Raw genomic sequence first — 20,913 nt, 5'->3', positions numbered from 1 at the left:
AGTCGGCGATCAAGCGGCGGGTGCGGCATGAAGATAGAGAAATATCAAAACGGTGAGCGGGTCACCATCGCCCCCGGAGAATTCTTCGTCACCGGCAAGCCCGGCGTGATCACCACCCTGCTCGGCTCCTGCATCGCCGCCTGCCTCTACGACCCGAACCGGCGCCTGATCGGCATGAATCACTTCATGCTGAGCAACCCGCGCTACTCCAAGGATCTACCGCTCAACATCACCGACGCGGGACGCTACGGCATCCACGCCATGGAATTGCTCATCAACGCCATGATGGCCAAGGGGACCGACCGCTCCCACATCAGGGCCAAGATCTTCGGGGGAGCTACCATCATCAATCCCGGCGGGAACACGGACAACTTCTTCTGCGTGGGGCAGGTGAACTGCAGGTTCATCCTGCAGTACCTGGAAAGCGAGCGGATACCGATCGACGCCATGGACATCGGCGGGGACTTCGGGAGGGTGATCCACTTCTCCAACGGCGATTTTGCCGTGCACCGCAGGAAGGTGGATTCGACCCGTAGCAGCAAGCTGGCCGAGCGCGACCGCTACTGCTGGCAAAGGGCGATCGAGCAGCAGCAGGCCGCACTCACCGAGGTCGACCTCTGGTGACGGGGAAAGGACGGGTCTCGCGATGAAGATGTACCTCTTGAATCAGGAACAGTTGCTGCCGCTGTCGCCGGAGGAGGCCTGGAAGTTTTTCGTGCACCCGGGCAATCTGCCGCGCATCACCCCGCCCAACCTGGGATTCAAGATAACCGGAGAACTTCCCGAGCAGATGCACGCCGGCATGATCGTGAGCTACACGGTGACGCCGTTTCTGGGGTTCGCCGTCGAGTGGGTCACCGAGATCACCCAGATGCGGGAGCCGTACTTCTTCGTGGACGAGCAGCGTTTCGGCCCGTACCGGATGTGGCATCACCAGCACATCTTCCGGGAGACGCCGCAGGGGACGCTGATGACCGACCTGGTGCACTACGTGCTCCCTTTCGGTCTCCTGGGGCGGGTCGCGGCGCCGTTGGTGGCGCGCCGGGTGCGCGGCATCTTCGAGTACCGCCGCGGGGCCCTCGCCCGCGAACTCGGCGTTCCCTCTTCGTGACCTGCCGCAGCGAAGCCCCTGCCCATTTTTTATGCAAAAGGGTAAAAAACCATGATCTGCGCGGGGAAATCGGCTCCAATCCAAAAGTTATCCACAACGTTTTCCACGAAACTGTGTACAGCGAAGCCGCGCCCACATGGGTGCTAGACATAACGCGCCTTTTTTTATGCACTTTCGCGCCATTTTACGCAGCCTCGACATTGTATTGACGCAAACTAATTCACTTTCGCTAACCACTTCCACCCCAGAGCGGATCGTCGAAGTACTGGCGCCTGAGACGCTCGTCGGGGTTCTGCTCGTAGAACTCCTCTTCGGCAAAGGAAAAACGGTAGTCGGAGAGGTAATCGAGCAGCACCCGGTAGGCGGCATTCACCTTCCTCATCTCCTCGCTGTCCGCCGGCGCCCCCAGGTCGGGATGATGTCTTTTCACCAGTTCTCGATGCCGGCTCTTGATCTGCCTGAGGCTGGCCCGATCCTCGATGCCGAAGACCGCCAGCGCCAGCTGCAACTCCTTGTAAGTCATCCCCGCACCTCCCGGCTCGACCCGAGCGCCGCCCTGCATTTCAGCTCGATGTTGCGCACCAGGCTGTCGTAGGGGCGGGCCAGCCGCTGCACCCCTTCTTCTTCGAGCTCCTGGGCCAGCCGGTCAGGGTCGATGCCCAGCACGCCGAGCTGCTCCAGAAGCGCCAGGGCGTCCTGCATCCCCGCGTCGAGCCGGCTCACTGCCCGGTCGCGCTCCCGATAGGCCGCCAGCACGCCCGGCGACATGACCTGCACCGTTTCCGGGCCGACCAGCGCCTCGGGATAGCGCAGGTCGAAGCCCGCCGCCTCGCGCGCCCCCGAACTCACCCAGGCCAGCCGCTGCGGTTTCCCACCCCGCGCCGCCAGCGCCAGGAAGCGGCTGTCGCGGTGGATCTCGCGGTTCACGCCGCGCAGCACCTTGGCTAAAGCGATGCCCCCCTCGCCCCGGATCGCCCCGGCCAGCACCCTCCCGGCATCGCTTTTCAGCGCCAGCCGGGACAGCAGCGGCTCCAGGATCCGGTCGATCCCTCCCAGCGGCAGCCCCACCACCGAGGCCACCCGCTCCAGCGGCAGTCCGCGGGCGGCACGCCGGGAGAGCCCGTCCAGGTAGGCCTCGGCGACAGCGCGGTAACGGGGGACGCTGAAGACGGGATCCACCCGCACGTTCACCCCCTCGCTCACCAACCGGCGCAGGGCGGCCACCCCCTCGAGGGTGCCGGCCAGCTTGATTAAGATGTTGGGGCGGTCGGCGAGATCATGCAGGCGCCTGGCCTCCAGGACCGTCCCGGAGGCGTCGTGGGCCAGGTGCGGGGAGAGCTCCAGGGACACGAACCCGTCGGCGCCGCCGCATTGGTCGTACAGGGGGCGCAGCAGGTCCGCGGCGGCCCGCACGTCGTCGATGAGGAGGGCGTCATAGATGGGGAGCGGCTCCAGCCCGCTTCGGGACAGGTGGGCGATGTCGGCGTCGTAGTCGCTCCCCGCCGCGACGGAGTGCTCCAGCGGCGATGCTGCAGCCGACGCCGCTCACCCCGTCCTCCTGGATCAGCGCGGCCAGCTCCCCGGAGAGCAGGGTGCGACGACTGACGCCGTCGAGCCAGACGCTCTGGCCGTACCGCGACAGCCTCGAAACCGGCGTATCCTTCATGAATCGCTCCCTTGCCGGAGATCCCCCCGGACCGGCGCGCCCTTGTCGTGGTTACCTGCCCGCCACGCGCAGGGCGAGCCTGCACAGATTTGCCACCGTGAAGCCGTACTCCTCGAGGACACGGTCCCCCTGCGCGGAGGCGCCGTACCCCTCCACGCCGAGCACCGCCCCGGCGCCACCTACGTAGCGGTGCCACCCCTGGGGGCTCCCCGCCTCGACCGCCACCCTGAACGGGACCTCCCGCGGCAGCACCGCCTCCCGATATAGCGCCGGCTGCTCGTCAAAGATTTCCCAACTCGGAAGCGAGACCACGCGCACGGCGAGCCCCTCCTCGTGCAGCCGCTGGCGCGCTTTGAGCGCGAGCGACACCTCGGAACCGGTGGCGATAAGGATCAGGCGCGTCCCCTCCCCCTCGAAGTCGGCCAGGACGTACCCGCCGCGCAATACCCCGTCGGCCGGGGCGTAGCGTTCCCGGTCCAGGGTTGGAACGGCCTGGCGCGACAGGACCAGCGCGACGGGGCGGTTCCGGATCGAGAGCGCGGCGCGCCAGGCGAAGGCGCTTTCGTTGGCGTCCCCGGGGCGCAGCACGATGAGGCGCGGAATGGCCCGCAGGGAAGCGAGCTGCTCCACCGGCTGATGGGTCGGGCCGTCCTCGCCAAGGGCGATGGAGTCGTGGGTGAACACGTGCACCACCTTGAGCTCCGAGAGCGCGGCCAGGCGCAGCGACGGACGCAGGTAGTCCGAGAAGGTGAGGAAGGTGGCCCCGAAGGGAATGGTGCCGCCGTGGGCGGCCATGCCGTTCAGGATCGCCGCCATGCCGTGCTCGCGCACCCCGAAGTGGACGTTGGCGCCACCGGCGCCCCACTCGCCGCCCACGGCACCCTGGCGCTCTTCGGGCTGCCAGGCGCCGCTTTGGAAGTCCCCCTTGCCGGCGAGCGCGGTGACCGTGGATGGGTTGAGGTCCGCCGAGCCGCCGAAGAACTGCGGCAGGCGCGCGGCCAGCGCGTTCAGGACCTTTCCCGAGGCGGCCCGGGTCGCCATTCCCTTCTCGTCGGCCGGGAATTCGGGAAGGGCCTCCTGCCACCCCGCGGGAAGCTCCCCTGAGACGGCGCTGTCGAGCTCCGCGGCGAGTTCCGGGTATTCCATGGCGTAGCGGGTGCGCAGGGTCTCCCACTCCCGCTGCGCGGCGCCCCCCTCTGCCAGCGCCAGCCGGAAGCGCTCCAGCGCCGGTTGCGGAACGAGGAACTCGGGCTCGAGGGGCCAGCCCAGCCGCTCCTTGCTGCGCAGCACCTCGTCCGCGCCCAAAGGCGCCCCGTGCGCCTCGAAACTGTCCTCTTTGCCGGGCGAGCCGAAACCGATGCGGGTGCGCACCATGACGAGGGATGGGCGCCGGGACTCGGCACGCGCCTGCTCCAGGGCGTCCGCGATGGCCGGCAGGTCGTTGCCGTCCTCGACCACCAGCACCTGCCAGCCGAAGGCGGCGAAGCGCGCGGCGCGGTCCTCGGAAAAGGAGAGGGAGGTCGAGGCGGCCAGCGTGATGCGGTTGTCGTCGTAGAGGCAGATCAGCTTCCCGAGTTGCAGGTGCCCGGCCAGGGAAGCCGCCTCCGAGACCACCCCCTCCATCAGGTCGCCGTCGCCGGCGATCACGTAGCTGTAGTGATCGACCATGCGGAAACCGGGGCGGTTGAAACGGGCCGCCAGGTGGGCCTCGGCCATGGCCATGCCGACCGCGTTGGCGAAGCCCTGCCCCAGCGGCCCGGTGCTCACCTCCACGCCCGGGGTGACGCCGCGCTCGGGGTGCCCCGGGGTGCGGCTCCCCCACTGCCGGAAACGTTTGATCTCGTCCAGCGGCAGGTCGTACCCGGTCAGGTGCAACAGGGAATACAGCAGCATGGAGCCGTGCCCGGCGGAGAGGACGAAGCGGTCCCGGTCGAACCACGAGGGATCGGCCGGGTTGTGCTTCAGGAACCGGGTCCAGAGCTGGTACGCCATGGCAGCGGCCCCCATCGGCATGCCGGGGTGGCCGCTGTTTGCTTTTTGAATGGCGTCTACTGACAGAAAACGCAAGGTGTTGATGCAGAGCTGGTCCAGATCGGCGGCGGGGGCGGGAACGGGATGCGTAGTCATGGCGCTGCTCCTTCGGGTATGAGGTACGGGAGCATCGACACTATTTCCGCCACGCCTCTTTCATTCATACTCAGAAGGAACTGTGACAGGGAATTACGACGCTTCCTGCCATGACTATAACAAGTGATGCGGCAAATAGGAACTGTGTCCGGCGAACTCTATGACTGGAAGGTCCTTTCCTCAGCCAGTTTATTCCGGCATTCCGGTCGCTGCTGCTTAATCGGAACTGTCCACGAAACGAAGCGCCGCCTCGGGCGAGCGCGCGCCGGCCACCTGGAAACCGCACACCGACTTGTCCAGGCTGCACCAGACGTCATCGCACAGCTTGAGCCCCACGGCCTGGGCGTTCTCCTCGAGGTAGCGCAGGTGCCTGGTCCCGGGAATGGGGACGATGTCGCCGCCGCGCCTGAGCAGCCAGGCGAGCGCCACCTGGGCCGGGGTGGCGTCATGGGCGCAGGCGAGTTCGTTGACCATGGAAACCAGGGTGAAGTTGTGCCGCAGGTTCTCGGCCAGAAAACGCGGGTTCTTGCGGCGCCAGTCGCAGGGCTCCAGGTCCTCCGTAGATTTGATCTTGCCGGCCAGGAACCCCCTGCCCATCGGGCTGTAGGCGACGAAGCCGATCCCCAGTTCGCGCAGCACCGGCAGGAGCTTGTCCTCCACCCCCCTCTCCCACAGCGAATATTCCGACTGCACCGCGGAAAGCGGGTGCACGGCGTGGGCGCGGCGCACGATGCCCGGGCCCACCTCAGAGAGGCCGATGTAGCGCACCTTCCCCTCCCGCACCAGTTCCGCCAGGGCGCCCACCGTGTCCTCGACGGGGACCGCGGGGTCCAGGCGGTGCTGGTAGTAGAGGTCTATGTAGTCCGTCCCGAGGCGCTTCAAGGACCCGTCGATGGACCGGCGCACCTGGGCGGGGCTGCTGTCCAGCCCGATCTGCCTGCCGTGCGGTCCAAAGCGCCAGGCGAACTTGGTCGCCAGCACGAGCTTTTGGCGCGGGACCTCCTTCAGCAACCGGCCCAGGAGTTCCTCGTTGCAGAAGGGGCCGTAGACCTCGGCGGTGTCCCAGAAGGTGATGCCCAGTTCGATGGCGCGGCGCAGCACCCTGATCGACTCGGTAAGGTCGCCGCTGCCGTAGCAGTAGGTCAGCCCCCGGCAGCCTAGCCCGAGCGCCGACACCTCCAACCCCTGTTGCCCAAGTTTTCGTTTGTGCATGGAAACCTCCCCCCCAAAAAACGGGTTCTACGTTCTGCGTTCTAGGTTCTACGTTTTTATGCCTTGCCCTCACCCTGCTGATCCCATCTTCCCAGTTCAAGTTGTGCTTCTAACGTAGAAGAACCGAGATGCTTTGCGGTTCTAACGTAGAACGTAGAACATAGAACGTAGAACGGTTTCTAAGCCTGTTGCGGCAACAAAAATAGCCCATATCGGATATGGGCTATTTTTGCGGCAGCGGTGGTTAGGGTTGCCGAAGGCCAGGGTGCTGAAGGTGAGCGCTGGAGCCCTGGCCGCTCATGGCTACTTGTTGACGACGCAGTCGATGATGGCGTTGATCCTGCGGTTTTGCTGACGCCCTTCGGCAGTGTTGTTGTAGGCGATGGGGCGGCTCGCCCCGAACCCTTTGGCGGAGAGGCGCGAGCGCTCGATGCCGAAGTTCTTCACCAGGTAGTCGACCACGTTCTGGGCGCGCTGCTGGGACAGCTTCATGTTCTGGGCGGCGTTGCCGGTGTTGTCGGTGTGACCTTCGATGACGGCGGTGGTGGTGGTGTAGCGCTTCATGTAGTCGGCCACCTTGGCGATCTCATCGCGGTACTGCGGCTTGATGTCGGCCTTGCCCGGGTCGAAGTCGACTACGAGGGCCATGCAGAGACGCTCCGGCGGGGTGATCTGCTGCACGTCGAAGGCGCAGTCGATGATCGCCTCGATGCGGCGGTTCTTCTGCTTCCCTGCGTCGGTCGCGTTGTCGGCGATGGGGCGGGTGAAGCCGTAGCCCTTGGCGGAGAGGCGGGTGCGCTCGATGCCGTACTGCTCGGCGAGGACATCGACGACGGCCTGGGCACGGCGCTGGGAGAGGTCCATGTTGTGATTGTAGGAGCCGACGTTGTCGGTATGCCCCTCGATAACCGCCGTGGTGGTCGGATACTTCTTCATGAAGTTGCCGACCTGGGCGATCTGGTCACGCAGTTCCTGGCGCACGATGGCCTTGTCGATGTCGAACTCACCCTGCAGGGTGACGCAGTACTTGTAGTGGCCCGGGGTCGGTTCGGCGGCCACCGGTGCCGGCTGCGGTTGCGCTTCGGGCTGCGCCGGCGGCGGGGTCTGGGCGACGGTGCCACCGGGTTCGGCGGCCGCGGCCTTGGCCAGAGCCTTTTTCATGGACCGGCCACCCATCACGAAGGTGAGGCCGATGCTGTATTCCCAGTTCCTGGCGATGTTCTCCCGGACGCGCTCGCTCTGGAAGTCGATGATGCGGCGGGCGTCGCCCCTGAAGGCGATGTCGTCGTTGAAGAAGAGCTTGAAGCCCGCGCCGCCGTTGGCCGTGCCGTCGTGGGAGTTGGAGCCGTGGTACCGGACGGTGGTCCCGCCGCCGCCCAAGGCCAGGTAGGGGACGAAGGCCGTCCTGGGCATGAAGTTCCAGATCAGGTCCAGGTGGTAGGAGTACATGCCATGTTCGTCATCGGTTGCCTGGTTTTCTACCCTCAGGTAGCTCCCCACGAGTTCGGTGGCGAAGTTGTCGGTCCAGTCGTAGCCGAGCCTCAAACCGCCTGTTATCCGGTTCTCCCTGAAGGCGCGCTGGGGGACCTTCGAATCATCGAAGATGTAGCCGCCGACGAAGGGGGAGATGGAGAACGCTCCCGCACGTTCTCCGGCGTGCGCCGTGGCGGCCAGCGCCATCACGGCCAGGACCATGATGCAGATAAAGCCGGTGATCTTTTTCATCGTGGTAGCCTCCTTGTTGAGAAGGATCCTCAGAGATCCTCCCGCTAATTTTTTCGAGCCGGCCTCTGGCTGGCCCATCCAGTCCCGGCCCGTGCCGGCGTGAAAGATCCCCTAACTCACTGATTCAGCTCCCGCGGCGCCTTGTCGCCCCCCAGGAAAATTAACGCTTACCAATATAACCGCATTCGTTTCGGTGTCAACACGCGAAGCCGCGCTGGAAGCCGCTGCGCAAACAATGCACAGGGGCTTCACTCGCCGCGAGTGCGGGTCATGTCGCGGGCGGCCCTGACTTCCTCCACCGGGAGCCCGGCTTTCAGGTAGCCGAAGATCCCTCCCGAGAGGGCACGGGCCTGGAGGCCGTTCTCCTTGAGCAACGCCGCCAGCTCCAGGGCAGGCTCGTCGTTGGGCAAGTCGGAGACGACCACCACCAGGCGGTCCGCCGGCAGTTCCCGCAGGTGCCGCTTGGCGTCCTCGAAATCGACCCGCAGCGCGCCGCGTACCCTGTGGACGGCGTAGTCGGCATCGCCTGGGTGCCGCAACTCGATAAAAAAGAGCGGCTCCCCTTCCTTGATCCGCTCCCATACCCAGTCCGTCGATACCGCCAGATCGCTCTGCATGGTCCCCTCCCGGTCAGTCTTCCCCCTCGTCGCCGGCTTTTTTGTCGACCTGTTTGCCGTCGACCTTTCTCCTCAGGGTGAGGTACACGAACAGGGCGAGGGCCAGCACGATGAACAAGGTGACGCTCACGGCGAAGGTGCCGAAGGAATGCGGCTTGGATACCGGAACGGGAACGGTGGACGGCGCCTGGGTTTGCGTTTGCACAGTGGCCATGGCCTCCTCCTTTTGCCGGTCATCCCGCTCTTACCCGGCGGGCGGCACCCATCAAAAATAACTTAGTGTGTTTTAATGTCAACACGCCAATCTTTGTTTTTCGATGTTACTGGAGCAGAAGACGACCGATGAGCACCGGGGCCTGCGGTCAAGAGACAGGGGATTACCGGGGGGAAAGGTTCCGGAGCGGGAGACAGATGAGTACGGAAAGCATTGCACTCAGACCGGTCGGCAATGACTGTCGCGACACCCTGCAAAGGATGCCATGCCTTTGGGAGGCAGTCATTGATGCTGTTGATAATGAAATAAATATCACTGGGTTTTAACGACGAAAACTATTACCATTCAAGTAGTTCCCGAGTACACAACTACAACCAACAAAGAGCCGGAGATATGAACATCACCGATAAAATAGAGCAGGCAAAACCTGCCCTTCCCGTAGAGGGAAGGATGGATGCCCCGCCGCGGGCCCGGGCGCAGCAACCGGGGGGCCGCCACGTGCGACAGGAGGACGTGGTCGAGCTTTCCACCTCGCTGTCCCAGATTTCCACCACAGAGTTGGATCAGCAGCAGGCCCGGCGCATAGCCGCCATCAAGGCGCAGATCCAGTCGGGCGAATACCGGGTCGATTCCCGGCAGGTCGCGGAAAAGATGCTTGCCGACGGCAGCGGCATCTGACCCGCTGCCTCCCCCTGCAACGCCAAACGGCGCGCCACCTTTTAGGTGACGCGCCGTTGTTGTAACAGCCCCCACATTGTCGCCGCTTGCGCTGGCGGGGTCAGACGGTGGCCGACCTCCTTAGGCCCCGGAAAGGAGCCGGCCCAGGTCGTACTCGAGGTGTTGGTAGTCCGGAAAGCGCCAGCTCCCCCCCCAGGTAAAGCCGCGCTGCCGGAAGGGAGTGAGCAGCGGGTCGCCCGGCTGCAGCATGCCGGGGCGCTGGTCGTGCCGGTCGAGATGATCGGCAGAGGCAGCGGGAAGGACGCGGCACTGGGCGGAATTGGCGATGCAGAAGCCGGCCGCGGTGGCGGCGGTGACCCCTGCCGCCTGGGGGCGAGCGCCCTCTTCCAGCATCAGGTAGGGGTTCTGGCGCGGGTTGACATCGATGGCGGCGCCGTAGCTGTGTTTGGAGAAGACGCCGGGCCTGCCCGGGACCTCGCGGCAGTTGAAGGCGGAGCTGTTGTTCGCCTCCATGGAACGGAAGTCGTCGCCGTCGTAGGCGTCGATGAGCTCCATCCGTTCGATGGGGAAGCGCCCGTTGTAGGCGTGGTGCAGGGAGTCCGTGAAGAAGGGGGCCAGCGCCTGGTGCACCACCAGTTCACCGTAGTGCGGCTTGCCGTCGAAGCCCCAGTAGGAGGTGACCAGATAGGCGAGCTGGTCCAGGGGGACGGGACACTCGGGGCGCCAGCTCTTCTTCTGCTGCATCTGCTGGGCGACGCCTGCCGGCAGCGCCACCGCCGCGGCGAAGAAGCCGCCCGAGCCGTGGCGCAACGCCAGGATGCGTCCCCCCTCGACGAGCCTCCCCTTCAGCCCGGCCGGCAGGTCTGCGGGAAGCTGCTCCGCGATGCCGGCGGAGGCGGCAGCGACGGCGGATGCGCTGCCGATCACCACCTGCGGCCGCTGTTCCGGATCGAGCCAGCCGATCAACTGCACCAGCTCCTTTTCCGGCAGCGAGACGCAGCCGGCGGTGCCGCTGTCCGGGCCGCGCTCGACGTGGATGAAGATGGCGCTCCCCAGGTCGCGCAGCGCCGGTTCGGTGTTGTAGTCGAGCACCAGGGCGTACTTGTAGAGCGGGTCGGGACGCAGCAGTTCCTCGAAGGAGGAGGCCCTGGTCTCGCCGCGCGAGACCCAGCGGTTGTAGTCGGGGGATTGCGGGTCGTCCACCCAGATGTCCTGGCTGTCGACCTGGCGGTAAGGGAAGGTACCGGCGACGCTGGCGGGATAGCCGAAGGCGCTGCGCACGGGGAAGATGCCGGCGGGAGTGCGCCCGTCTCCTTCCCGCTTCTCGAAGGGGGGCGCCACGCCGTTGCGCCCCAGGTTCACCGGGACCGGCGGCAGGGCGAGCTGCCACCCCAGGAGCGAGCGCCGCACTGGGTAGAGAGTCGGCTGCGGCAGCCCGGGGGTGCCGGGGTCGACGTAGAGGAACTGGCCGCTTTGGGAGCTGCGGCCGATGCCGTCCAGGCTTTCGCTGATGCGCCGCGGCAGTTCGCGGTCCGAGCTGCATCCCGCGACAAGAGCCAAGGTTGACAGCACACAGCCGCCGAAGATGGATCGCCAACTCCTGTTCATACGCCGCTCCCGGTCGATAGATTAGAGAGGTCTATACGATTTTGGAGCGGGAAAGGCAAGGAAAACTTATTATCAATGCTGCAGCCCCACGATCCTGCGCAACAGCACCAGCAGGTCGCCGACGTCGATGACGCCGTCGGGGCGGGACACCCCGTCCACGACCGGGGCCAGGTCACCGTGGGCGAGCACGGCGGCGTCGGCGGGTTCCGTCCCCAAGGAGATCCTCAATAGCCGCAGGGCGTCCTGGATATCGACGCTGCCGTTGCCGTCCAGATCGCCGCTGATCCGCTCGATCCGCACCAGGTTCCGGTGCGCGACCGCGGTGCTCCCGTCGGCGGAACTGGCGCGCACCGTGATCCGGTTCTCCCCCAGCGCCAGCGGCAGCTGTTGCTGGAAGGCCCCGGCGACTAGGTCGGGAGCATAGAACGCTCCGCCCGCCTCGATCTGCACCGTCCCTACCGCCGAACTCCCCACCCTGCCCTGAATGGTGATCGAGGACGCCTCGGTCCTCAGGTCCTGCACCGGGTCGCTCACCGAGAGCGCCGGCGCTGCCGGGTCGAAGGTGACGCTCCGCTTGATCCGCGCAGTGCGCCCCTCCAGTTCCGCGGTCAGCTCGATGGTGTTCACCCCTACGGCAAGAAGGGCGCTCGCCGTAAAGCTCCCCCCGCTGACCGGGAGCTGCTGCAACGCGGCGCCGTTCACCGCCATGCTCACCGTGCTCCCCGCAGGCACCGTCCCGGCGACGGCGCAGCTCACCGCCTCGGTGACGCTGTTGTCGGCCGGGGCGGTCACCGCCAGGACCGGCACCAGCGCATCCAGCGTGATGGTGAAGCTCTGCGTGGTCGCGTTTCCGGAGCCGTCCCGGGCGCTCACGGCGATGGTGTTCTCCCCTTCGGCGAGGGTGACCGCGGCGCTGAACAGGGAAGCGTCGGCACTGCGCTCGACACCGGCCACGCTGAGGCTCGCGATGCCCGCATCGTCCGAGGCACGCCCCATGAGGTTCAGGACCGGGTTGGCGGTGCTGCCCCCGGGGCTCAGCGTGGAGAGGTAGAGCTGCGGCGGCATTCCCTCTTGGGCCACGGTGAGGGTCCTGGAAACCGGCAGGGCGGCAAGATAGTTGTCGCTCCCCTCCTGCAGCGCGCTGATCACGGTCGTCCCCGCGCCGACCATGGTCACCGTGCTCCCGGAAACGGACGCCACCGCGGGATCGGAACTGCGGTAGCTTATCGGCAGGCCGCTGGTCGCACTCCCCTCCAGGTCGAAGGGGGGATCCCCCACCACCTTCTGGGCCGGGGACGAGAAGCTCACCTGCTGACCGCTTCTGTGCACCACGAAGGGCTGCGACTGCTCGGGCGCCGTCTCGAGGTCGCCGGTGCCGACCTGGCTCGCGGTGATCACGACACTCCCCGCCCCGGTGATGGTGATCACGTTGCCGTCCACGCGAGCCACCTCAGGGTTGGAACTGCGGAAACTAAGCGGCAGCCCGCTGCAGGCGGAGGCGACGATCTCGAAGGGAGGGTCGCCGAAGGTCCGCTCCGGGATGGCGGGAAAGGTGATCTCCTGGCAGGACTTGTACACGGTCAACGTGCCGTTCTCCGGCTGCAGCTGGTAATTGGCCGACTGCAGCGATCCGATGCCGGCAACTATGGGATAGCTACCGACCTGGCTCGCCAGGACGGCCGTGGTGGAAAGGGAGGGGGAGCCGGTCAGCGCGGCATCTCCCTCGCCATTCACAAAGCCGACATAGGCGACGGTCAGACCGGGGTTGGGAGTGAGATAGGCGCGGAACTTGTCTTGGGCGACGACGCGCAGAGGCGCTTTGGAGACGGTCAGGGTGACCGGAACCGGCGCGGCCGGGTCCCAGAAGCCATCCCCCCCCTGCGACGCCGTTATCACGGTGCTCCCCGCGCCGGCGATGCGGACCACTGCGCCAGATACGGTGGCGACGCCGGGATTGGAACTCGCGTAGTTGACGGTGAGCCCGCTGTCGGCACTGGCACCGGCGGCGAAGGGGAGGCTGCCGTAGCTGACCGGCGCGGGCTGCGCAAAGGTGATGCTCTGGGGGCGACCGGTCACCGTGAAGCTGCCGTCGGCGAAACTGTACTGGTAGTTGGCGCTGCTGATGGTGCCGAGCGCCGCATGGATGGGGTAGCTCCCCCTGGGGGTGGCAGCATCGACGGCAGTGGTGAGCAGCGGGGCGCCGCCGAGGCTCGCCGCGGTGTCCCAGGGGGCGAGCCCGGTGAAGCGCGCGGTGAGCGGGGGATTGGCGAAGCCGGCGGTCTTGTTCTGATCGCCGGCGCTGATCAAAAGGGGGGCCTGGCTGATGGTGAGGCTGGCGCCGCTGTACACCAGGTCGTAGGCGTTGCCAAGGGCGAGGTCTCCCTGGGTGATGGCGTAGAGTCCGACGTCCTCACCCACCACGCGGGAGAGCCCCCCGGTAAACTGGTCGCCGACGTTTAGGGGAGGATCGAAGCTGAAGCTAAGCGGCGGATCAACCTGCCCGTAGGTTTTGCTTTGTGCGTGGGCAGTCACGGTAACCGTGGTTTTCTGGGGCTTGAGGTAATAAATGCGCACGGACTCCACCGGCGAACCGATGCTGCCGTGATCCCCCGCCACGTATCCCCTGGCCCGTACATACCGGTTCACGAGCCTCCCGTAGCGGGCCAGGTCCGCCCCGTCCAATCGCCACCCCCCACCCACCCGGACGGGCTTTCCCAAGGGGACCCAGACCGGAGCGGCCGCGTCAGGGTCGGCCGAATACTCAAAGCTCACCCGCCACAGTTCCGGCGAGGTTCCGGAGCGCAGCCAGGTGACCGTGTCACCCGTGTCGGACACGGAGAGTTCCTCCGAACTCCAGCCGTTGGCGTAACGGGACAGCTTGCTCCTGCCGTTTTGATCCACGAAATCCCCCGCCATGAGGAATTTGCCATCCGGCTGGAGGCTGATGGTCTCCACTTGGCTGATGGGGGTCCCGCTGGCGAAGGAAAAGGCGCCCAGGTCGAAGCCGGTGTCCAGGTGCCCGTCGGGGGTGATCCGGGCCACATAGTCGCGGTTGATGACGGTCCCGTATCCGTCGGACACCTGATCGAAGACGCCGTAGATGATGATGCTGCCATCACTTTGGATCGCCAGACCGATGACGTCGTCGCTGAAGGTCGTGTCGTGGTTGTAGAGCGCCTCGATGACGAAGCTCTCGTCGACACTGCCGTCGCTGTTCAGGCGCAGGACGTCCCTGGTTACCGGGACCGTCGCCCCCGTCCCCGGATCGACGTAGCTGCCGGGGTACATGGGATAGCCGGAGATGACGACGCGTCCATCGGGAAGCAGCGCCAGGTGGTCCACCCGGCCGCCGAACTGCAGCGCGGTTCCGCCGTGCCAGGCGGGGTCGAGGCTGCCGTCTGGCTTGAGCCTGAGTACCCGGCCGGTGCGGGTGGCGACCAGCAGCATACCGTCGGGCTGCATCGCCAGCGCGGTGACGATGCCGTTCACCGCCGCGGCTGGGACGAAGCTGGGGTCGTGCTCGCCGGTACTTTTGAGCCGGAACAGGTACCGGTAGGGGGAGGCGATGACGTTGTTCCCCCCCACGTAGATCATGCCGTCCTCGGACGGCAGCATCGTGTTTAGGGTCCCCCACTTCTGCAAGTAGCTGTTCACCGCGGTGTTGAAGGCGGCAGGTCCAGGAATCCCCGCTTGGTCCACCCGCACCATTTGGTGCTGCTCGATTCCGTTTATGGTCAGGAAGTTTCCGCCCAGCAAAAGCGCGTTCTGGTCCAGCGGCACGATGCTGGCGGTGCGCTGCCCCAGGGCCAGGGCGGGATCGAAACCGGGATCGATGGTCCAGTCTTGCCGCAGCCTGGCGACGTGATACCTCGGCTGCCCCAGCACCTGTTGGAAGAGGCCGGCGATGGTGGTGTAGCCGTCCGGGCGCAGCAAGACCCTGGTCACGATGCCGGTGTCGCTGATGACCTGGGGGAGGTTGTCGTCCAGCGTGCCGTAGGGGTAGAAACGGGCCAGGGAGGTGCGCGCGACGGTGTCGATGGCGCTGAAGTCCCCGCCGGCGAGGATGTTGCCGTCCGCCTGGCGCGCCAAGACCCGGATCGCCGCATTGGCGGCGGGGAAGACGGTGTCGGCCAGGCTGCCGTCGATCTTCAGGCGCACGAGGTCGATGCGTTGCGCCGAGGCGGGGCCGACGGTGAATGCGCCGCCTGCCAGGATCCTGCCGTCCGGCTCCACTACGACGGAGGCGACCCGTGCGCCGGCCGCGCTGTCGAAGCCGGGATCGAAGCCGTCCAGGCTGCCGTCGGCGTTGAGCCTGGCCAGGTAATTGCGGGATAGCACCCCTCCCGCGAAGTCCCCTCCCATCAGTATCTTCCCGTCCGCCTGCACGGCGAGGGCACGCACCGCGCCGTTGGGCGAAGGTGGGGCGAAGGTGGCGTTGTAGGCGCCTAGGGCGGTGAACCTCGCTATGTTGGCGGACCAGGGGGTAGAGAATTCGCCACCCACCACCACCGCGCCGTTTTGAATGGCGATGGCATGAACCGCCACGTTACTGGCGTCATCGCTCAAGCCCCCCACATAGCTCCAGTTCTGCGCCCCGCTGGTCGCCGACAGCCCCGCCAGGTTCCTGCCGGGCACCCCACTCTTCAGTTCCCGGAACTCCCCCCCCACGAGAAGGTCCGTCCCCCCCGCGAGCATGGCGAGCGCGTTGACGGTCACCGGCGCGAGGGCCGTGGTCACCGGGTCCAGGGCATCCAGCGAGCCGTTGGCACCGGAGAGCCGCGCAAGCCCCTTGCGGTCGCCCCCCCCCACCTTGGTGAAGCTCCCGCCGATCCAGATCAGGTCGGGGTTGCCCGGCGTGGCCAGGTCCGGCTGCAGCGCCAGGGCGCGCACCGGGCCGTTCACCAGCGGCGGATCGAAGGAGGTGTCCAGGGTGCCGTCGTGGTTCAGCCGGGCGATGTTGGTGCGCGTCGCCGCCGGGCTGCCGCTGGTCAGGGTGAAGTCCCCCCCGATCACGACCTTGCCGTCCTGGCGCTGCACCGCAATGGCATGGACGGAGCCGTTGATGGCCACGGTGCCGCCATTGTAGATGCCGAAGCCGTCCAGGGTCCAGACGGCGGCGCGGGCCGGGGACGGCACCGCGCACAGCAGCAGAAGCAGAAATAGCCCCCCTGCCGCCGCCAGTATGGTCCCCGCTGTCAGCCGAATGCTCCCTCTCATGGCTAGCGCTCCTGGATGTGGATGATCTTCCGCAACGGTTTGAGGCCGCTGTTGCTAACCAGTTTGGGCTTCACCGCCTTGCCGGGCATGGCGCCGCTGCGACGGTTGCCGCTGTCCGGTAAAGCGCCGGCATCGATGGTGGCCAAGGTGCCATTGGAAAGCGGGACCAGCGCCTGGGCGGAGACCGACCGGATCGGACCGCCGGTGCTGTAGTGCACCCCCCACAAATAGGAGGCGCCGTCCAGGCAGGGGTCCAGGGAGGGCTGGTAGGTGGTGAAGAAGACGGCGCCGCCGGTGAGCGAAACGGGGCTGTCGACGACGCGCTCGCTGGCCAGGTTGCCGGCAGAGCCGCCCAACGAGACGCGCCATCCCTTGTAGTTGCCGTCCTGGTCGTTGACCGCGACGACGCGCGCGACGTCGGTGACGTCGGTCAGATCGGTCAGTTTCAGGGGATCCTTGGCGCAGGCCCCGTCCTCCCCAAGGGTGAGGGTATTGTTGCCGACGTAACAGGGCTCACTCACGCCGTAGAGCGCTCGCCCGGCGGAGAGGTCATCCTTGTTGTTGAAGTACCTCCCGGAGCCGAAGTAGAGCCAGAGCCGCTTGTTCTGCCGGTCCTGAAGTTTCCCCACCGCGCCGGTCACCGGGCCGACGTCGTCGATCACCCTGCTCGCCTTCCACTTGGCGGGATCCGGGTCCTGCTCGGTGAAGAGCCTCAGCACCCCTCCGGTCCCGCCTCCGCGTTCGGCGTCCCTGGTATAGCCCACGTAAAGGGCATCGTCTTCGTAGTTCCCATGCGAAGAGGCGTTCCACCGGTCCGCGTCGATCCCGGCGCCGGCCATGCTGCCGCCGAACGCGTTCTCGATGCCGGTGTCGATTACCCAGTAGTTGAGCCCCAGGGTAAGCGGCGGCACGGCGTTCAAGTCGACCACGAAGAGCTTGAGGTTCTGGTTGGAGACCCCGGTGAACTGGTGGGTCTTGGTGTCGACGGCGCCGGTCGGTCCCGAAGCGAAGACCGCGAACCAGCGTCCGTTCTTGTCGGGATCGTGGATCGGGACGTTGTTGCTACCGGCGCTACGCGCCTTGACCCGCACGATGGCCGCGCCCGAGGTCGCAAAGCCCAGGTCGGGGTGGGAGAACTCCCAAAGGAACCGCGGCCCGCTACCCGTGCCGTCCGCGCTCTGGCCGGTGACGTCCAGGGCGAAATAGGAGGAAAGCCCGCCGACGCTGCCAAGCGGGGCCTTGACGCAGGCGGCGGAGTCGCACTTGTCGTCGGGGGGCCTGCTGGCGCCGCCCAACCCCATGCCGCCGACCAGGACCGTGCGCCAACTCCCCCCGGCACTGTCCTTGGCGCAGTTCCAGTAGTCGTCACGTCTGCAGCGAGCCGGGTCTCCGATGCTCGCGTCCACCAGGGTGAGCCCGCCATCGACGTAGTACATATGCCGGTAGAGCGGCTCCTTCAGGTACCGGAGGTAAGGAAGCACGTTCTTGGGGACGAAGGCCCACTCCTCCCTCCCCGGGTCGGTCCCGGCCAGTTTCGCCTTTTGTGAGATGGGCCAGGTTTTGCCGCTTTCAGGCCGGACCTTGATCACACCCAGCCTAAAGGCGTGCAGCATGCCGTCATTGGCGCCGACGTACACGGTGCCGCGATTGGCGTAGGCCCCGCTGGAACCTATGAAGTTGCCATAGCTGGCGTCCCCGTACCCCCGGGGCGAGAGAAGATGGTAGCTCCCCAGCGGCACCGCCGACTGCAGTACCGGCGTCGAGGAGATGATGTCCCCGAGCTTCCAGCCCCCCTTGGAGCTGGCGCCGTAGGCCTTGACGGCGCGGTCCCGGGTGGGGGAACCGCTCTCCCCTGCGGAGTCGTCGACCCCTTTCGCGAAGGCGACGATCCGGTCCGCCTCCGGCAGCTCCTGCGCCAGCAGGAGCTGCCGGTTCGCCGCGAGCGACGTGTCAAGGAAGGGGACCAGGGATACACCTCCGGTCTGGGTGTAGACGGTCCTATCGGCCGCCGATCTCTCCCAGAGTTGGCGCCCCGCCCGCCACAGGCTCTGCACCGCCTCGGGAACCACCGTGCGCGGATATCCCGTGGGCTGGGGAACATCTGGCTTGCCGTCGCCGTCCGCATCGACGGAGAGCCGGGCGCGAGACTCGTAGACGGATGGGTCGAGGACGAAATCGACCATGCGGTCCTGCGTCAGGTCGAGCACCTTGTCTGCCCCCGTGTCTTCCCTGATGCCGCTGGCGGCGCCGCTGCTCCCCCCGATGAAGGAGTCGATGTTGTACCACAGGTTCTGCAGTTCCCCGATCCATGCTGCGGAGGTGAGGCCGCCGTCGAAGCTCTTATTCGGGTAGAACAGCGGCTGCAAGAACATGGCGCCGTTGCCATCCCCGGTCGCCAGCATCGAGCTGCTGGTTCCCGTGTTGGAACCTCCGATCACCAGCTGGAATAAAGCCGCAAGGGAGCTCTGCAAAGCCGCGGGGTCGCGGACGCTCTTCATGGCTCCGCTTCCCTTGCTGGCGGTCAGCTGCATCAGTTTTTCTGGCTCGCCCTCGTCGGAAGTAACGCAACTGCCGTCGGAGTTGTATCCCGTCCCGGTCTTGGGGTCGCCGCAAGAGGGGCCGGTGTAGACCACGTGGGTGGTGATGTAGTCCTTACGCCGCGTGATCGGCTTATCGGGATCGAATAAGTTTTTGTGCCGGGCGATCCAGGCGAGATCGTCCAGGTTGTAGCTGCCAAGGTAGGCGGGGGGCGCGGTCTTATCGGTGGCGCTGGTGGTGGTCTGGCTCGCCGGCATGCCGTCGTTTCCGTTCACCCACTTGCCGACCGCCGCGGCCACGTAGTTGATCATGGCGGGGGCCCGGTCCGCCGTGGACATGCCGTCGGTCAGGATCAGCACGTGGTTGCTCTGGCAATTGTATTTGGAGGGAGGCTTGAACTTGTCATAGTCATTTTGCTGGGAGGGGAGGGATGGCTTTTCGCCGAAGTAGCCGATCGCTTCATAGAAGGCCTCCGCCAAGGGGGTCCAGGAGGTGCCCCTGATGGCTTCGACAGCCGCGATCAGCCCGGAGCTGTGGTCGCCGACCTCGTCGTAATTGATATAGGAAATGATCACCCCACCGTCGTTGCGGGTGTCCTCGTTACACTTGCCCTCCCCCTTACGGCCGCAGTCGGTATCCTCGTAGCATTCCCTGCGGGGAGCGGCGTCGTTCTTACAGTGCTTCACGCAAGGAATGACACCACCGCACTCCGAACCTGCCCCGTTGTCATTGAAGATCATGGCTCCGAAATTGATGTCCGTGCCGAACTGCTGTAGCAACCCGATTGGTGTCGCGGCCGGCGTCAGCCTGACCTGCAGCGTCCCGGCAACCTGGCCCAGGCTGGTGATACCGGCATCGAGGATATAGGCGGGGAGACTGGCGTTGGTCCCGGCCTGGGTTACGCCGGTGGATGGGTCCGACAGCCAGGGAGTCTCGACCTCCGAGCAGAAGTCCTTGGTCTGGATCACCGCGCAGTCCGTATCCATGTCTCCGGACCCGTAGCACTGGCCCAGGTAGCCAGTAACGGAGGTAGTGTTTTCATGAGAGAGGAGGTTGTGAAATAGGCCCCTGCCGCAGACGTCGTCGCCTGTGTTCTTGACTATATTGGTAGGATCGTCGCCGTACAAGGAGCTGTAGCGCTTCAGGCAATCGGAGACCAGGGTGTCGGCGATATCATCGTAGACGATTCCGGCGCCGGCCCGATAGGTATAGCAGTAGGTCATGATCTCCGCGAAGACCTTACCCGCGGTGGGGGTGCCGCCGGCGTCCTCCAGCGGCCCCATGCACTTGGCCGTGGACGAAGCGATCTCCTCGCGGGTTCCACCTTGCCATCTGCTCACCGCGTCCAGGCAGTCGTTCTTGTTGTACGTGGCGGGGTAGACGTCGATGCGGGTGGGCCCGCCGTGGTTGGCCTGCTGCACGTACCCTGGTTCCGACGGGATCGGGCCGCGGATACCGAAGGTGACCGGGAGAGGTTTGGTCAGGTCATTGACGATCTTCCCGGTTTCGGTCGTCTTCTCGGCATAGACCGTCTTCACGTGGCGTTTACCCTGGCAGCCGCGCGATTCCCCCTGCAGGGTCCCGCTGCCGGTATCGTACTTGCCACCCGTCAGCGCCAGTTTCTCCAGGTCCAGTTTGCTCATGGTGAGCCAGTTCAGGAACTTGCCCGTGGCGAGGAAGTTGTCGATCTTCTTGGAGCTGTTGAGGTTCACGCAGAAATGGGATGATTTGGCCTGGTTGCAGCTAATCCCCTCTATGCTGGTGCCCGGCATGGCCTCAAACTTGTCGGTGGAATACTTGTAGAGCATCCGCTGGTCGAAGTAGCCGGGATAATTCCCTTCCGGCGACGGGTCAAAACGGTCGTCAAAGCAAAAGGTTTTTGGATCCGTATAGGCGAGATCGTACATGCTGGCGGAATTATCCAGCAACAGGAGCAGGTTGGGCTTCACACCCAAGCCGGGCAGCGGAGGAACGCTGCAATAGGCCAGCATGGCCGCGGAGGCATCCTCCGCCTGCGCCTGCCGCGGCGACGGGAACAGCGCCAGGACCAGTAAGGTAATCACTACCGGGAGTACCGCCCGCCCCCCCAGGCCCCTTCCCTTTTTCATCTTCACCACCTCTCCCATTAACGACTCCAGCCAACGCCCCACACGCGCGTCAATTATTAGAAAATTTCAATCAAAGAAGTATAGCGTCGACA

Annotated in this window: 14 protein-coding genes; 3 read left to right on the top strand and 11 right to left on the bottom strand. The window is 65.8% G+C overall.

Features of this window, described 5'->3' with window-relative positions; genetic code table 11:
• Window positions 1–27 precede the first annotated feature (27 nt).
• Both JFN90_RS11555 and JFN90_RS11550 read left to right on the top strand, forming a co-directional pair.
• Window positions 28–624, top strand: a complete 597-nt coding sequence (locus JFN90_RS11555; protein WP_199395264.1) for a chemotaxis protein CheD — start codon at window positions 28–30, stop codon at window positions 622–624.
• A 22-nt stretch (window positions 625–646) separates the two neighbouring features.
• Window positions 647–1,111: an SRPBCC family protein gene (locus tag JFN90_RS11550; RefSeq protein ID WP_199395263.1), complete on the top strand. Its 465-nt coding sequence runs from the start codon at window positions 647–649 to the stop codon at window positions 1,109–1,111.
• A 229-nt stretch (window positions 1,112–1,340) separates the two neighbouring features.
• On the opposite strand, the gene JFN90_RS11545 is transcribed toward JFN90_RS11550, so the two are convergent.
• The 8 genes from JFN90_RS11545 to JFN90_RS11515 all read right to left on the bottom strand — a co-directional run bounded on the left by JFN90_RS11545 (window position 1,341) and on the right by JFN90_RS11515 (window position 8,672).
• Window positions 1,341–1,634 (bottom strand): J domain-containing protein, encoded by a 294-nt coding sequence (locus JFN90_RS11545; RefSeq protein ID WP_199395262.1) that lies wholly within the window; start codon window positions 1,632–1,634, stop codon window positions 1,341–1,343.
• Entirely contained in the window at window positions 1,631–2,566 is a 936-nt protein-coding gene (locus JFN90_RS11540) for a transaldolase family protein (protein WP_236018964.1), read from the bottom strand. Before JFN90_RS11540 ends, JFN90_RS11545 begins: the two co-directional genes overlap by 4 nt.
• Window positions 2,544–2,777 (bottom strand): hypothetical protein, encoded by a 234-nt coding sequence (locus JFN90_RS22235; RefSeq protein ID WP_236018957.1) that lies wholly within the window; start codon window positions 2,775–2,777, stop codon window positions 2,544–2,546. Before JFN90_RS22235 ends, JFN90_RS11540 begins: the two co-directional genes overlap by 23 nt.
• 51 nt (window positions 2,778–2,828) lie before the next feature.
• A complete protein-coding gene (gene tkt, locus JFN90_RS11535; RefSeq protein ID WP_199395261.1) occupies window positions 2,829–4,904 on the bottom strand; it encodes a transketolase in 2,076 nt (691 codons plus the stop codon).
• Window positions 4,905–5,120: 216 nt separating this feature from the next.
• Window positions 5,121–6,116 carry an aldo/keto reductase gene (locus JFN90_RS11530; RefSeq protein ID WP_199395260.1) on the bottom strand — a complete coding sequence of 332 codons (996 nt, stop codon included), beginning with the start codon at window positions 6,114–6,116 and terminating at the stop codon, window positions 5,121–5,123.
• Window positions 6,117–6,419: 303 nt separating this feature from the next.
• The gene (locus JFN90_RS11525) at window positions 6,420–7,841 is read right to left on the bottom strand and encodes an OmpA family protein (protein ID WP_199395259.1); all 1,422 of its coding nucleotides are present in this window, start codon (window positions 7,839–7,841) and stop codon (window positions 6,420–6,422) included.
• Window positions 7,842–8,089: 248 nt separating this feature from the next.
• Window positions 8,090–8,458 carry a rhodanese-like domain-containing protein gene (locus JFN90_RS11520; protein ID WP_199395258.1) on the bottom strand — a complete coding sequence of 123 codons (369 nt, stop codon included), beginning with the start codon at window positions 8,456–8,458 and terminating at the stop codon, window positions 8,090–8,092.
• A gap of 13 nt (window positions 8,459–8,471) precedes the next feature.
• On the bottom strand, window positions 8,472–8,672 hold the full coding sequence (locus JFN90_RS11515) for a hypothetical protein (protein ID WP_199395257.1): 201 nt from the start codon (window positions 8,670–8,672) through the stop codon (window positions 8,472–8,474).
• 393 nt (window positions 8,673–9,065) lie between these two features.
• On the opposite strand from JFN90_RS11515, the gene flgM reads away from it, so the two are divergent.
• Window positions 9,066–9,350 carry a flagellar biosynthesis anti-sigma factor FlgM gene (gene flgM / locus JFN90_RS11510; protein WP_199395256.1) on the top strand — a complete coding sequence of 95 codons (285 nt, stop codon included), beginning with the start codon at window positions 9,066–9,068 and terminating at the stop codon, window positions 9,348–9,350.
• 120 nt (window positions 9,351–9,470) lie between these two features.
• On the opposite strand, the gene JFN90_RS11505 is transcribed toward flgM, so the two are convergent.
• From JFN90_RS11505 to JFN90_RS11495, 3 genes are all read right to left on the bottom strand, one after another.
• Entirely contained in the window at window positions 9,471–10,958 is a 1,488-nt protein-coding gene (locus JFN90_RS11505; protein WP_199395255.1) for a M15 family metallopeptidase, read from the bottom strand.
• 72 nt (window positions 10,959–11,030) lie between these two features.
• A complete protein-coding gene (locus JFN90_RS11500; protein ID WP_199395254.1) occupies window positions 11,031–16,175 on the bottom strand; it encodes an MBG domain-containing protein in 5,145 nt (1,714 codons plus the stop codon).
• A 2-nt stretch (window positions 16,176–16,177) separates the two neighbouring features.
• A complete protein-coding gene (locus tag JFN90_RS11495; protein ID WP_199395253.1) occupies window positions 16,178–20,821 on the bottom strand; it encodes a pilus assembly protein in 4,644 nt (1,547 codons plus the stop codon).
• Between the last annotated feature and the right edge of the window lie 92 nt (window positions 20,822–20,913).

It is taken from the genome of Geomonas propionica (genome assembly GCF_016458235.1).
Taxonomy (GTDB): domain Bacteria; phylum Desulfobacterota; class Desulfuromonadia; order Geobacterales; family Geobacteraceae; genus Geomonas; species Geomonas propionica.
The sequence above is the reverse complement of the archived record's forward strand: the minus strand, read 5'-3'. Positions and strand labels throughout refer to the sequence as shown.